This is a genomic window from Ignavibacteriales bacterium, assembly GCA_020635255.1.
Classification (GTDB): domain Bacteria; phylum Bacteroidota; class Ignavibacteria; order Tepidaquicellales; family Tepidaquicellaceae; genus JAEYVS01.
Genome location: JACKAC010000001.1, coordinates 226,743 through 240,692 on the forward strand (window position 1 = coordinate 226,743; position 13,950 = coordinate 240,692).

Here is a 13,950-nt window from a genome sequence, read left to right on the forward strand (position 1 = left end):
TAAAGCAATCCTTCCTTTTCGGAAGGATTGCTTTTTTTATGAATCAAATTTTTATGAATATAAAACGCAGATATGCCTTCACAATTAAGTACAGCTAAAACATTTTTTCTAGTATCGGCTATAGTAAACATAGGTTATGCCCTTGTGCTGGGTATCTATGCCGCGATAACGGGTTTATTCACATGCGGTATAGGATGTTTTTTATTTGTGATACCAATAATATGCATCGTCAGCTGTGTGATGGATTTTATAGCATACAATAAACTCAACACGCTGAACCAGCCGGGCACATATAACAGCATCCAGTTTGCGGCTATCATGGAGATAGTAACAGTGCTGGCGGGAAACCCAGTGAGTTTGATATTCGGTATTATCATACTGGTTTACCTGAACGATGAGAACATCAAATCTTATTTAGTACAGAAAGGAATATATTAATTAGTATGTTTGAAAAGCTTGAAAAAGTAAAGGAACGTCATTCCGAGCTATCGGCAATGCTGGCTGATCCTGAAGTAATAAAGGACCAGAACGAGTTTAAAAAACTGTCGAAGGAGTTTGCCGGTATAGGTGAGGTAGTGGAAGCTTATGATGAATTTCAAAAGGTGGAGAAGAATCTCGAAGAGAATAAAAAGCTTTTATACGAGACGAACGATGACGAGCTCAAGGAGATGGCTAAAGAAGAGCAGTTACAACTCGAAGCAGAGTATGAACGTCTGGAGCAAAAAATAAAAGACCTGCTTGTTCCCGTAGATCCTGCTGATGAAAAGAACGCAATACTGGAAATAAGAGCGGGTACGGGAGGGGAGGAAGCGTCGCTATTCGCGGCAGACCTGCTAAGGATGTACACGCGTTACTTTGAGGTGAAGGGATGGAAGGTAGAGATGATGGAATATAATGAGTCATCCACTCCCGGCGGTATCAAGGAAGCGGTGCTCAACGTAAGCGGTAAGAAAGTTTACGGCGACCTGAAATATGAAAGCGGTGTCCACAGGGTACAGCGTGTACCGAAGACCGAGGCAAGCGGGAGGGTCCACACATCAGCGGCGTCCGTGGCAGTACTGCCTGAGGCAGAGGATTTCGACGTGGAGGTGAACGAGAACGATCTGAAGATAGACGTTTACCGAGCAGGAGGCGCCGGCGGTCAGAACGTTAATAAGGTGGAGACGGCAGTCCGCATAACGCACATTCCCACGGGAATAGTAGTTCAGTGCCAGGATGAGAGGTCCCAGCTGAAGAACAGGCAAAAGGCAATGAAGGTCCTGCGTTCGAGGCTATATGATAAGGAGCTGGAGGACAGGGACAAGGAGATCTCTGCACAAAGGAAGCAAATGGTAAAATCCGGTGATAGAAGTGATAAAATACGCACTTACAACTTCCCTCAAAACCGCCTTACCGACCACAGGATAGGTCTAACTCTATATAATCTCACGGACGTAATGGAGGGCGACCTGGACGAGATAATAGACAAGCTAAAGACCGCCGACAGGGCATCCCGCCTGGCTGAAACCGGATAAGCAAATATATTGTTTTTCTCATTGTATTTGATATTCCTTTAGTGGAAATTAGGCTCAATCCTTAATAAACTAAAATGAAAAAGAATAGATTTTTTTTACTTATTTCAGGGGGAATCTTGTTTTGTTTGTTCCTTTCCGGGAACATCTTTTTTGATAATAACTCCGGTAATCCGGAGAAGTATTCTAAAGTAAAGATACATCTCAGCTCACTCTCCGACATACAGAGACTCGAGCAGAACGACATTATAGTAGAACATTTTCAGGGAGACATTAAAACAGGTATAGACCTTGTTTTAAATTCATACGAACTCCAGCGTCTGGAGGGAACGGGCATCCCTTACGACGTTACGATCGCTGACATGGACCAATATTACGCAGACAGACTACCGCCGACCATACAGGAGCTGAACAATTCGAGGCAGATAATGCAAAGTGATGACATCAGCAGTTTTACATACGGCAGTATGGGAGGTTTTCATACATACGCAGAGATGGTACAGAAGCTCGACTCTATGAGGCTTCAGCATCCTACGCTTATTTCTCAAAAGATAAATATTGGGACATCAGTGGAGGGAAGAACTATCTGGGCAGTAAAGATCTCGGATAATCCCGACATAAGCGAAGCATCGACAGAAGCGCCAGTTTATTACGACGCGCTTCACCATGCGCGCGAACCGATCTCAATGGAGGCAATACTCTATTATATGTATTACCTTCTCGAAAACTACGGCACAAACCCGGAAGTAACCTACCTGGTGAATAACAGGGAAATATTCTTTGTACCCATAGTAAACCCCGACGGATACGAATACAACCATTCGACCAATCCTAACGGAGGCGGAAACTGGAGAAAGAACAGAAGGAATAACGGGGGATCTTTTGGAGTGGACCTTAACAGGAATTACGGTTACGGTTGGGGACTGAACAGCGGCTCAAGCGGTACACCTTCATCGGACACATACAGAGGTCCGTCAGCTTTTTCCGAGCCGGAATCACAAGCGGTCAGAGATTTTACAAACAGTATACATCCAAAGATAGGATTTTCGATGCACTCAGTTGCAGGCAGATATCTCAATCCTTACGGCTATACTGATACTGCTATATCTTATGAGGTATATTCCGACTTCAGCTCGGAGTTTGCACCCGTTAATAATTATCTTTACGGAACGGTTATTGAAATGCTTTCCTATTACTCCAGCGGTACAACGCGCGACTACCTGCATTCACAGGGATCCTACGTATGGACACCTGAGCTGGGCGGAAGCGGATTCTGGCCGAACGTATCCGAGATAATACCTATATGTTCAGAGAACCTGACACCGATGAAATATCTCGCATGGGTATCGGGAGCATACGCAAGGATGCAGAATTACAGAATACTCGGCAACGGTTATGTATTAAAGAACGATACTTTAAGGCTCGAGGTCGGTCTCAGAAATAAGGGACTTTCGATGACCTCGAAGAACGTGAATGTGACCCTCTCCACTACGTACCCAAACGTAACGGGTGTAGTTACAAGTGTAAACTATGACAGTATACAGGCAAGACAGCAAAAAGTAAATACTGCTCCGTTCAAATTTTACGTAAACAATTCCGCATCCGTAGGTGATGAGGTAAAATTCATTTGCTCTGTTAAGCAGGAAGGAGTAGAAACCTCCGTAGACACAATTTCCGTGGTTATAGGAAAGGGTGTAGAGCTTTTCAAGGATAACGCAGAGAACGGAACAGGCAACTGGACAAAGAGCGGAACGGGGTCATTAACCGACACGACTTTCGTAAGTTTCTGGGACGGCACAAAATCATTTGCCGATTCCAGGTACGGTAACTCCGCCGATAATACGAACAGTTATTTCACAATGAATAACGGTATTCTGCTTTCGGGTGTGAATGCACCGTGGCTTGAGTTTAATGCTAAGTGGGCGCTGGAAGACGGCTTCGATTATTCGAGGGTACAGATAACGACGAACAACGGTTCGACATGGACTACGCTTGCGGGAAAATTCACCGCAACAGTCAGCGGTCAGCCATCATATAACGATATAAAGTACTGGGTACGTGAGAGGATCAACCTTCAGCCGTACATAGGACAAACAGTAAAGGTTAGATTTTATCATCATACGGATAACGGACTGCCGGGAGACGGATTCTACTTCGATAATTTCCGTATAGTAGATTACAGGGATACACTTACTTCAGTCGTGGGCAATTCGTCCGTAATACCGGAGACATACAGCCTGTATCAAAACTATCCGAATCCGTTTAACCCGTCAACGACGATCAAGTTCGACATACCAAAGCAGTCGTTCGTGAAACTGGTTATATATGACGTACTTGGAAGAGCGGTAGAAACTCTCGTGAATGATGAGTTTTCACCGGGCAGGTATGAATTTAACTGGAACGCATCGGCATATCCGAGCGGAATATATTTTTACAGGATAGACGCAGGTCAATTCAGCGAAGTAAGAAAATTGACGCTGGTAAAATAGTTTTTAAGATTTCTTCGACTTCAAAGCAATCCCAATCTTTGGGATTGCTTTTTTTATTCTATGATGAAATATTTAGGTATAATAAACTACTCTTATGATTAAAACATTTCTGATATTATTGGCATTTGGTGTTATTACACACCCTTTATATTCGCAGTATGAAGATAATTCGAACGAACCGCACGCAATATTTTTAAAGCCATTCCATTTTTCAGGCCAAAGCCTGCTGGACGCGTCGGTATTTACCAACCAGGACCTGTCGGGAAATTCGTTTCCGCAGAATGAGCCTTCGGTAAGAATCAGCACAAAGAACACTAATATAATAGTAGCGGCATGGAGAGATTTCAGGCTAGGTGTGAGCCCGGCAGAGAGAAGGATAGGGTACACCCGGTCCACGGACGGCGGTCTTACATGGGCAGTATCCCAGCTTTTGCCGGACCCTAACCCGGATCATGATTCTCAGAGCGACCCGGTAATAGCGTGCGACTCGGCAGGTGATTTTTATATTTCGAGTACGTCCCGCCAGCCGGTCTCGGGATTTAACCGCGAGATGCTGATATATAAATCTACCAATGACGGGCAGACGTTTTCTTATTTTTCTACGGCTGTGCCGGGAAGCGGAGGGGCAGGTGAGGATAAGGAATGGATATTCTGCGATCCAGTGCAAACAAATACGACATACAATAATATTTTTATTTCGTGGACGAGCTTTGGGCCGTCGAGGGGAATAAAGTTCAGGAAGTCGTCTAATGCGGGATTGAACTGGACATCGACAGTGAGTGTCTCGACGAGCACTTCAGCGCAGGGGTCCAATGTATGTTCGGGGACGAATGGTGAAATATACATAGTATGGTGGCAGAGCGGTATACGGTTTGACAAGTCCACGAACGGGGGGACTTCGTTTGGGACAGACCAGACGATAAGCTCGGTCAGCTCCAGCAGTAACGGATCATTTCCGTTTATATGTGTGGACTACAGCAACGGTGCGAGGAGAGGGGATGTGTATGTGGTCTTTGCGGATGAGCGGGGCGGTAACGAGGACGTGTGGTTTCAGAGGTCGACGGATGCTGGCGCTACATGGCTGGCTAGCCCGATCAGGGTGAACGACGTGACCACGGGAGACCAGTTTTGGCCGGTGGTGAGGTGCGACGTAAACGGGGATCTATATGTGGTGTACTACGATCAAAGGAGCGGATTTAATTCATATATAGCGCGGTCCACGGATGGCGGGAATACATGGCTGAATGACAGGCTGAGTGACGTGTCATTTTTTGGGAATGCGCCCAACTCAGACGTGCGGTATGGGGACTATATAAATATGGACGTATATAACGGGCGTGTAGTGCCAGTGTGGACAGACGACAGAGCAGGGGGTGACAACCAGGAGATATATTCCGCAATCGTGGATTTCCCTGTGGGCATAACCCATAATCCCAATGTAACTCCGGGAAGCTACAGGCTGTATCAAAATTATCCAAACCCGTTCAACCCGTCAACATTGATAAAGTTCGATATCCCGGAAAGGGCATTTGTCAGTCTTACGATCTATGACGCGGTAGGCAGGGAGATCGGATCACCAATAAGGAGCGTCCTATCGGCAGGCGGATATTCCATAGAGTGGAACGCAGGAGCCCTATCCAGTGGGGTATATTTTTACCGTATAAATGCTGGAAATTTTAGCGAAATTAAGAAAATGCTTCTTATAAAGTAGATGAAAAGATATCTTTTAGTTTTTTTGCTGGCTGTATTAATTTACGCGTGTGAGGATCCTGTCCAGGTGCAGGTTCAGGATGATATACTAGGTCTCTGGGCACTAAGGGAACAATCGGGAACAGCGACAGACGTATGCGATGGCGAGCTGGCACAATTTAACAATGACGGGACGGCGCTATTTCAATGTCCGGGATTTGATCCGGTAAGCACGACATACACTGCGTCGAATAACATTCTTACCTTTACGGAGACGGACGTGCAATATACCATCAGCAAGCCAGCCGATACGACGCTCGTGCTAACGGGTATAAATATAGATAAGACCTTAACGTATGGGAGCCAGTAAACAATCCGAAAAACAGTTTATAAAAAAGGCAGGTTTATACCTGCCTTTTTTGTTTTCATCTTTACGGCAATCTGAAAGTTTTTTCGAAGGAACTTATCAGACCTTTGTAATTAACCGAGATCGTAACCGTAACGGTCGTTCCCGACGGGGGCATTTCACTTATGGGCCATGTGATAGTATATGAATACGCGTTATTAACCTGCGTATTAATCTGTTCATATACGTTTTCAATAATCTCACAGCTGTCGGGTTCGACGGTGAACGCAAACCCACCGGTGGTATCCGAGATACCCTGCATGTCCTGAGGATCGGCTCCGCTATTGAGCAGAGTGACGGTGAAAATAGGAATGCCGTGTGTCAATGCTTCAGTGATCATGTCAGCCCGGCTAATCGTCGAATGGTTTTCCGCACCATCGGTAAAAGCTATAACGGTTCTCAGGCAGTTATTGCTTTGCCCAGAGACATCCATAGTGGCTTTGTAGATGGATTGGTAGAGAGCGGTTGTCCCTCCAGTAGGACTGTTTGAAGTGACTGCATTGAGCAGATCGGGCTTGCTGGTTGTAAAATTCTGGACAACAGCAACATCGGTTGAGAATTTAATTAGCTCCGCGAGATCACCGTGGTGCATACGGTTTATGTATGCAGTTACCCCGGTTTCCATACAAGGTATCAGCGTTGGGGGAGTGTGCATGCTTCCGCTATAGTCCATAGTGATAGCAGAAGCGATGTGCTGGTTTGAGGAGCTGGTGAGAGTCACAGTTCCATTAGAAGATGCGGAAGGATCATCCGATGCCCAGGTCATTACAGCGCTAACATCGCCGGTTGAAATGGTTACCGGATTTCCTTCCTGGTCCGTAACGAACAAACTCCCCTCGACGGAGGAATGCGAAGTCGGGGTGAGTGACCCGTTTGTTTCGATATTAGTAACATTACCCGGTGTTACTACTTCATCCGTCTGGTTACAGCCAGTCACAAAAAAAACTAATAAAACTACCAAAAAAGGCACAAATTTACTGCAAAAATAGGAACACAAATAATTGGAAGAGTGCATAATGTTTTCTCCTAATTAAATTAGTTATTTAATATTCCTATTTACCCTGACTTGAGAAAAAAATAGAGATGTAAAAAAATGTGGTGTTTGGTATCACTACCTGAACATTCTAATCATATAAAAATTTGTTCTAAATGTCCAGCTATATCAGAATGCCGTATAAACAAAAAAAGGCAGGATAGCCTGCCTTTTTTTAATTTTTAATCCAAGCTCTAAAGTAGTACATAGGATTTTGTGAACGACTTAGTAATACTACCATATGTAACTGAAACAGTTACTGTTACCAGAGTACCGGCAGCCGGCATTTCGAAATTTGGCCAGGTAATCGACATAGAGTAAGCATTATTAACCTGGTTATTAATCTGTGTGTAAATATTAGAAATATTATTACAGCTATCCGGTAAAACAGTAAACGCAAATCCCCCGGTAGTATCGGCAATATTTTTCATATCATCCGGACTTACACCGTTGAGCAGTGTTATTGTAAACACAGGGATCGCATAGTTAAGAGCCTGTGAGATCATTTGTGCTCTTGTAACAGATGACGCATTCTCACCCCCGTCTGTAAAAGCTATAACCGCACGAAGATAGTCAGCCGAATTCAACGCAGAGACATCGTTAGTAGCGTTGTATATCGATTCATAGAGCGCTGTGCTTCCAGCGGACGGATTATTAGCAGTAGATTGAACTGCAGTGAGAAGATCTGTTTTGTTATTTGTAAATGGTCTGACAAGAGACACACTTGTCGAGAATTTAATTATCTCCGCAAGGTCATTCGAACTCATTGCATTTATATACGCACTAACACCATCAACCATACATGGTATCAAGGTCGAGGGTGAGTACATACTTCCGCTATAATCCATAGTGATCGCGGCTGCAATATCCTGAGAGACTACACTATTTATAGTCACTGTACCGTTTGAAGTACCGGCAGGGTCATCCGACGTCCAGGTCATTACGGCTGAAACGTCATTGCTCGTAATGCTTAGCGGGTTTCCGTTTTGGTCGGTAACGAACAAATTGCCCTGGGCAGTTGTATGATTTGTGGGACTTAGCGATCCGTTGACGTTTACATCTGTAACATCGCCGGACACTATCATCTCATCGTCCTTGTTACAACCCGTAAGAACGTAAGAAGCGGTAAAGATCGAAATAAATAGAATAAGCGTGAGTGAACGGTAAAATGGAACTTTCATTAATTGTTTCCTCCATTATAATTAATGTAAATCCTTTTTAGGTAATACTTTTAAGATGAAACTTTTTTTAAAAAACAGAATACAACTTTCAGAAGGTCAAGTGTGCGGAATGATGAGTTTTGTATGTAAAGAATAAATATTTTCAGCTATAAAGTCTATATACAATGACTTTTCACAGTTTTGATTTTACAAGATTTGCAAAATTTTTGTTTGCAGTATTACCGCACATAACCATATATTTTCTGGGAAATCCTGCCATATACAAATTTACAGCGTTTTGGCAGAGATTTGCAATGATTTACATCACATTGCTGAAAAATAAGTATAAATTCCAGGTTCGAATAGAAAAATTTATAACCCAATATTAAAAAAAACTTAGTTTGTATCTGAGATGCAAATTAAGTATTTTTAAAAAACGTTTAAAAATTAACAATAAATGATGATTTCAAAGCTAAAAAGACGTCCTGCTCTGATAATCCTTTATATGTTCATTCTTTCGCTGGCATTTGTTGCAGGGGATTGTGAAGATATATTAAACTCCCTGGTACAGGGTGATGTAATAGGCACATGGTCTTTACAGAGGCAGGAAGGCTCGGGTCAGGATGTTTGCGAAGGCGAGGTGGTGGAGTTTCGTGACGACGGCACCGCGATACTGCAATGTCCGGGTCAAGGCTCGATAACGCGCGATTACACCGCCAACAATAACGTACTCACATATACGGCATCGAACGTACAGTACACGATACAAACAGCGAACGCGACCGAACTAGTGCTGGTCGGTATTAACGTCACAAGAACCCTCGAATATAGTAAAGTGTCGAGTGATAATAACAGGGTGAGCGGAGATAAGACCTCCGGTGACAACAGTAATTCATCAGAAAAATAAAAAGTATTATATCATGATAAAAATATTACGAACAGTATTTTTCATTACAGCGCCACTGAGTTTGCTTTTCCTGATCGGTTTTTCGGGAAAGGATACGCCTGTGACATTAACGCCGGAGAATACTCCCGTCAGAAAGCACGAAGTGGCAAATGAGATAAGTAAGATCAACAAGGCTGATCTTAGAGACATCAGCTTATTCACTTCATCGGGTGATGCGTCAAGTGACCCGAATCTCGCGAAGTTTTCCACAAACGTAACGACATTGACTATGGACCCTTCCGCGCTCTCTACACTTTACAGTGAAAAGCCGGATAATATTGTATTCAATATCCCGGTAGGAGACGGTAACGTCCAATTGGAATTAACAAAGGTGAACATATTCGATAAGGATTTTCGGTTTACATCAATAAACAACGGTGTCGTAAAGCGTGAAAATTACACCCCCGGTGTACATTACAGAGGAATTATAAAGGGTGACATAAACTCGCTTGCCTCTATCAGCATCTTCCCGGAATTTGTAATGGGAGTGGTATCGGATGATAACGGCAACTATAACCTGGGTTCAGTAAAGGATAATGACGGTAACAATACAGACCAGTATATATACTACAATGACAGGGACAGGGTAGAGAAGAGCGATTTTAAATGCGGAGTGGATGGTAAGGATAATAAGATGAGGATATTTAATCCAAATAATGAAAATATGCCACTCACTCCATCAGATGATCCAAACGGCTTCGATGATACAACAAGAGTTTACTTTTTGTGTGATTACCAGATGTACCAGGATAATGGCAGTAGTATAAATAACGTCGGGCAGTTCGTCGAGGGTATGTATAATAATGTTATAACTATTTACAGAAACGAAAGCATAAAGATCAATATTTCGGAAATAAGGGTGTATACCTCGATAGATCCTTATGCATTTAGCTCTAATTCCGAAACTATCCTAACGGATTTTGGACAGAACACTCAGGATAATTTTTATGGTGACCTTGCCCATTTGCTCTCTACGCGTAATGCGGGTCTCGGCGGAATTGCATGGATAAATGTATTATGCCTTCCATACCAGGCACAGTTTAGCGCGGGAAGATTTGCATTTAGCAATATCGAGGACAATTACTCCAGCTATCCGACCTGGTCGTGGACGGTAAATGTTGTAGCTCATGAGATGGGCCACAATTTTGGTTCTATGCATACTCATGCCTGCGCATGGCCAGTATTTGGAACCGGCGGACCTCTGGGAGCTATAGATTCCTGCTACAATGCAGAGGGAAATTGTTTCAGCACTATACGCCCGATCAATAACGGTACAATAATGAGCTACTGTCACCTTCAGGGAAGTGTAAATCTTGCCCTTGGATTTGGTCCATTACCGGGAGATACGATACGGCTGAGATACCAGCAGGCAGGATGTATCCAGAATACGACGAACTCATCGGAAGCACAGAACTTTACATTAGATCAGAATTTTCCTAATCCATTTAATCCGGGTACCACAATACGTTTTGAACTACCGGTCGATGCAAAGGTGAACCTATCTATTTACGATATATCCGGAAGGGAGATCGCGAGGCTTGTGGACGGGCAGTTTTACAATAAGGGAGCGTTTAGTTTTTATTTCGATGCGTCGTCGTTTAACCTGGCGAGCGGTGTATATTTTTACCGCTTTAATGCAGTTAGCGCAGAGGGCAACCAGGATTCGTATTCTTCCGTGAAAAAAATGATATTAATCAAATAGAAAAGAGCATGAGGGTAACAGTAGTAGTCATAGCCATTTTAGGTTTGTTCTATCTGACTTCATGTTCGAACACACCGGACCTCGAACAGCAGTATTTCGATAAGGGTGTTTACGCGTTTACGATCTATGATACCGGAGGTGATTCGATCGCTTCCGGTACATTCAATATACAGAATATCACAGGTAAAGATATAAGCGGGACATATATATTCGATAACGTATATCAGCCCAGCCAGATAATAAGCAAGGGTGAGACCAAAGAAATGAAGGGAAGTCTATCCGATGACAGGAAGCAGGTATTCATTAATGCTAATCCGCGTATGGCTGACGCGAATATTTTTCTTCGGATGACGGCGGGGCTATTGACCTATTCCGGTGAGTGGAGCTATTCCACGTTCGTCGGTGTGGTTTCCAAGGGTTCTATCAAGGCTACTAAAAGGGAATAAGTTTCAGGTTATGGGGTAAGGTTTTTTTTAATAAAAAAATTACCCCACATGAAGAAAAAAATTCTATTTAGGCTTTTTTCATTTGTTACTGCAGTATCGCTGTTCCTTTACCTTGTGGGTGAGCTGGAAAGCTATCCTCGTTTTTCGGCTTACACGGGTGAAAACTGCAACCTGTGCCATGTAAGTCCAACGGGAGGTTCCATGCGGAATCTTTACGGGACGAAATACGCACAGGATAATTTGCAGATGGAGGCTTTTAAAAAGCTGGTGAAGGATGCAAAGTTCTCACCGCGTATCAACGACTTCATAAACATCGGCGGTGACGTCCGTATAGCTCACATCGACAACCAGGTTCCCAACCAGGGAAATCAGAATACATTCCTTACTATGCAGGGTGATCTCTATGTGAACGCGGAGGTCAATAAGCTGCTCAGCGTGTTTGTTTCTTCGGGAATAGAGATCCCGAATTTTCCGACGAAATATGAGGCATACGGAATGATCTCCGGGCTACCAGCCGGATTTTATTTCAGGGCGGGGAGGTTTTCGCCGGATTACGGGATAAAGATCGTGGAGCACCGCGCATACCAGCGCCAGGATCTGCTCAATACACCATATTCACCCGATGCGGGGTTAGAAATGGGAATTCAGCCGGGAATCTTTACGCTGAATGCAGGGTTGTTTAACGGGTTAAACACGAATTTTTTCGATACGGATCAGAATAAGATGTTCGTAACAAAGGGAGACGCGACGATCAATTTCGCTGATTACAGGTATAATTTCAATTTCGGGATGTCGTTTTACAATAATCCATACCAGGCGTTTGTGTCGGGGAACACGTTAAACGCGAACCGCAAAGCATGGAACTGGTTCACAAAGATAGGTCTGGATAACAGGGTAGCTTTACTGGGTGAGGTGGATTTCGAAGAAAATACTATCGATAACTTTCTCAAAAGGAAGGCATTCACATACGGGGAATTGGATATACGCGTAATACAGGGGCTCGAGCTCAGGGGACAATATGAGTATTTCGATCCGGACAGGGATACAGACAATGACGAGATGAACAGGTACAGTTTTGGGGTGGCGGCATTTCCGGTTACCGGGATGGAGACTGAGCTAATGATAAGGATAGTGAGCGAAGAGGCTGATCTGGATAATGATGAATACCAGTTCAATTTTCACTTCTATTTTTAAAGGAGGATTTATCTATATATATGTAACAAGAAAGGGGCTTTTAGCCCCTTTCGTTTATATCTGCTCTTTGTAAAAAATTTTATTACTCGTACTTATAGTAGAATGTAAGTCTGGCTACCACATCGGTTGGTCTGTCGATGTTAGATGAGCTTTTATCTGTGTATGAATTTACCCATACGTTAGGCATAAAGTGAACATTTTTAACAGGCATGAAATCGAGCCCGCCGGTGATGAAATTCTGTTTGAACCCGGTATTACTGCTCTCGGTATCGGGATCATACATGTCGAACCTAGCGAATGCGTTTACGGTGAGATTCTTAGATGTAGCAAGAGGTGCCCACGCAAATACGGAAAACGCAAACGGCTTCATATCAGGACCTGATGAGAATGATTTAGTGAGCTGGTACACAACTGCACCAATATTGAACTGGGGTGAGTTGTAGCCGGCTGTTCCTTTAATAGTGCTTCCGTTTTGTCCTTCACCATTCGATTCATAATCACCGTAAGCGGCAATAACGAAGCCTTTCGCGGGGCGCGAGGTAAGCTGACCGTAAACTTTTTTATTCTTTGTGAAAATGGGCTTTTGACCTGTGCCGCCGCCGAACATCGCGAAATAGCTGAACATTCCTTTTTTGTCAAAATCTCCCTGTACGGAAACTCCCACATCGGAGGAGTTACCGAAATTTCTAAAATCACCGACTGTCTTTTCTATCGATCTATATGACCATATATCCTGCTCCAGATCATAAGTATTAGGAGAGATCAACCCGAGGTTTATCTGTCCCATCGGGATGAGATTTTTCCACGAGAGCTGTATTACCTTAAAGTACAATCCGTACTTTCCTCCAATTGTTGTACCCGAGTTACCTTCAAGTGTAACATTGGCAGAGAAATCCTTGCTGATGTTCTTCTTTAAAGTAACATAGATACGTCTGAAGTCAAATCCCTGGTAATCTTTTTTAAGGTTTGAATACTGGGTACCGGAGCCGGAGGAGTCTCCGTCAACTTTGTAAAAGTAATCGCCGAATGCATAACCGGATACTTTTACATCGTTGTCGTCCTGGCTGTAAACCGTAGAGGCGGTCAGCGCAAGAACAAAGACTAATGCGGTGAAAATTTTCATAATGTTGTTTGTTAATTAACAATTAAAAAATTTAAACTAATCTATTATATTATTGTTACCAAATTGTTAATAGAATATTACATAATTGTTACGAAACAGCATCAATTCCTATAAATATAGTAATTTATATATTTTATTGAAGTAAAGTAATTGTAAAGCTAAAAGGTTATTAAATTGGTAGTTACTTGTTTGAGAGATCGAAGGGAAGTAAAAGGGCAGTCATGATGACTGCCCCGGGGTTACTTATTTAA

12 protein-coding genes are annotated in these 13,950 nt (G+C 43.2%); 9 read left to right on the forward strand and 3 right to left on the reverse strand.

What is annotated here, in order from left to right:
- Nucleotides 1–72: 72 nt before the first annotated feature.
- The 5 genes from H6614_01015 to H6614_01035 all read left to right on the forward strand — a co-directional run bounded on the left by H6614_01015 (nucleotide 73) and on the right by H6614_01035 (nucleotide 6,059).
- Nucleotides 73–438 (forward strand): hypothetical protein, encoded by a 366-nt coding sequence (locus H6614_01015; protein ID MCB9242235.1) that lies wholly within the window; start codon nucleotides 73–75, stop codon nucleotides 436–438.
- Nucleotides 439–443: 5 nt separating this feature from the next.
- Nucleotides 444–1,514 carry a peptide chain release factor 1 gene (gene prfA, locus H6614_01020; GenBank protein MCB9242236.1) on the forward strand — a complete coding sequence of 357 codons (1,071 nt, stop codon included), beginning with the start codon at nucleotides 444–446 and terminating at the stop codon, nucleotides 1,512–1,514.
- Between the two features lie 74 nt (nucleotides 1,515–1,588).
- Nucleotides 1,589–4,000: an immune inhibitor A gene (locus tag H6614_01025; protein ID MCB9242237.1), complete on the forward strand. Its 2,412-nt coding sequence runs from the start codon at nucleotides 1,589–1,591 to the stop codon at nucleotides 3,998–4,000.
- A 94-nt stretch (nucleotides 4,001–4,094) separates the two neighbouring features.
- Nucleotides 4,095–5,711, forward strand: a complete 1,617-nt coding sequence (locus H6614_01030; GenBank protein ID MCB9242238.1) for a T9SS type A sorting domain-containing protein — start codon at nucleotides 4,095–4,097, stop codon at nucleotides 5,709–5,711.
- Complete coding sequence (locus tag H6614_01035) at nucleotides 5,712–6,059, forward strand: hypothetical protein (protein MCB9242239.1); 348 nt, start codon at nucleotides 5,712–5,714, stop codon at nucleotides 6,057–6,059.
- A 61-nt stretch (nucleotides 6,060–6,120) separates the two neighbouring features.
- Here the strand turns inward: H6614_01035 and H6614_01040 are convergent, their stop codons facing one another.
- Together H6614_01040 and H6614_01045 are read right to left on the reverse strand one after the other, a co-directional pair.
- Nucleotides 6,121–7,032, reverse strand: coding sequence for a VWA domain-containing protein (locus H6614_01040; protein MCB9242240.1), 912 nt, complete (start codon nucleotides 7,030–7,032; stop codon nucleotides 6,121–6,123).
- A 290-nt stretch (nucleotides 7,033–7,322) separates the two neighbouring features.
- Nucleotides 7,323–8,309, reverse strand: a complete 987-nt coding sequence (locus H6614_01045; protein MCB9242241.1) for a VWA domain-containing protein — start codon at nucleotides 8,307–8,309, stop codon at nucleotides 7,323–7,325.
- Between the two features lie 436 nt (nucleotides 8,310–8,745).
- On the opposite strand from H6614_01045, the gene H6614_01050 reads away from it, so the two are divergent.
- Genes H6614_01050 through H6614_01065 form a run of 4 tightly spaced genes read left to right on the forward strand, consistent with a single transcriptional unit; the run spans nucleotide 8,746 to nucleotide 12,576 of the window.
- On the forward strand, nucleotides 8,746–9,195 hold the full coding sequence (locus H6614_01050; GenBank protein ID MCB9242242.1) for a hypothetical protein: 450 nt from the start codon (nucleotides 8,746–8,748) through the stop codon (nucleotides 9,193–9,195).
- Between the two features lie 13 nt (nucleotides 9,196–9,208).
- Nucleotides 9,209–10,936 carry a T9SS type A sorting domain-containing protein gene (locus H6614_01055; protein ID MCB9242243.1) on the forward strand — a complete coding sequence of 576 codons (1,728 nt, stop codon included), beginning with the start codon at nucleotides 9,209–9,211 and terminating at the stop codon, nucleotides 10,934–10,936.
- A gap of 8 nt (nucleotides 10,937–10,944) precedes the next feature.
- Nucleotides 10,945–11,382 (forward strand): hypothetical protein, encoded by a 438-nt coding sequence (locus H6614_01060; GenBank protein ID MCB9242244.1) that lies wholly within the window; start codon nucleotides 10,945–10,947, stop codon nucleotides 11,380–11,382.
- A 48-nt stretch (nucleotides 11,383–11,430) separates the two neighbouring features.
- On the forward strand, nucleotides 11,431–12,576 hold the full coding sequence (locus H6614_01065; GenBank protein ID MCB9242245.1) for a hypothetical protein: 1,146 nt from the start codon (nucleotides 11,431–11,433) through the stop codon (nucleotides 12,574–12,576).
- An 82-nt stretch (nucleotides 12,577–12,658) separates the two neighbouring features.
- Here H6614_01065 and H6614_01070 read toward each other — a convergent pair whose 3' ends face one another.
- Complete coding sequence (locus H6614_01070; GenBank protein MCB9242246.1) at nucleotides 12,659–13,699, reverse strand: hypothetical protein; 1,041 nt, start codon at nucleotides 13,697–13,699, stop codon at nucleotides 12,659–12,661.
- Nucleotides 13,700–13,950 lie beyond the last annotated feature (251 nt).

Coding starts and splice junctions, on each gene's coding strand:
- H6614_01035 (MCB9242239.1), top strand. CDS start 5,712: ATGAAAAGATATCTTTTAGTTTTTTTGCTGGCTGTATTAATTTACGCG.
- H6614_01045 (MCB9242241.1), bottom strand. CDS start 8,309: ATGAAAGTTCCATTTTACCGTTCACTCACGCTTATTCTATTTATTTCG.
- H6614_01025 (MCB9242237.1), top strand. CDS start 1,589: ATGAAAAAGAATAGATTTTTTTTACTTATTTCAGGGGGAATCTTGTTT.
- H6614_01065 (MCB9242245.1), top strand. CDS start 11,431: ATGAAGAAAAAAATTCTATTTAGGCTTTTTTCATTTGTTACTGCAGTA.
- H6614_01050 (MCB9242242.1), top strand. CDS start 8,746: ATGATGATTTCAAAGCTAAAAAGACGTCCTGCTCTGATAATCCTTTAT.
- H6614_01060 (MCB9242244.1), top strand. CDS start 10,945: ATGAGGGTAACAGTAGTAGTCATAGCCATTTTAGGTTTGTTCTATCTG.
- H6614_01015 (MCB9242235.1), top strand. CDS start 73: ATGCCTTCACAATTAAGTACAGCTAAAACATTTTTTCTAGTATCGGCT.
- H6614_01070 (MCB9242246.1), bottom strand. CDS start 13,699: ATGAAAATTTTCACCGCATTAGTCTTTGTTCTTGCGCTGACCGCCTCT.
- H6614_01030 (MCB9242238.1), top strand. CDS start 4,095: ATGATTAAAACATTTCTGATATTATTGGCATTTGGTGTTATTACACAC.
- prfA (MCB9242236.1), top strand. CDS start 444: ATGTTTGAAAAGCTTGAAAAAGTAAAGGAACGTCATTCCGAGCTATCG.
- H6614_01055 (MCB9242243.1), top strand. CDS start 9,209: ATGATAAAAATATTACGAACAGTATTTTTCATTACAGCGCCACTGAGT.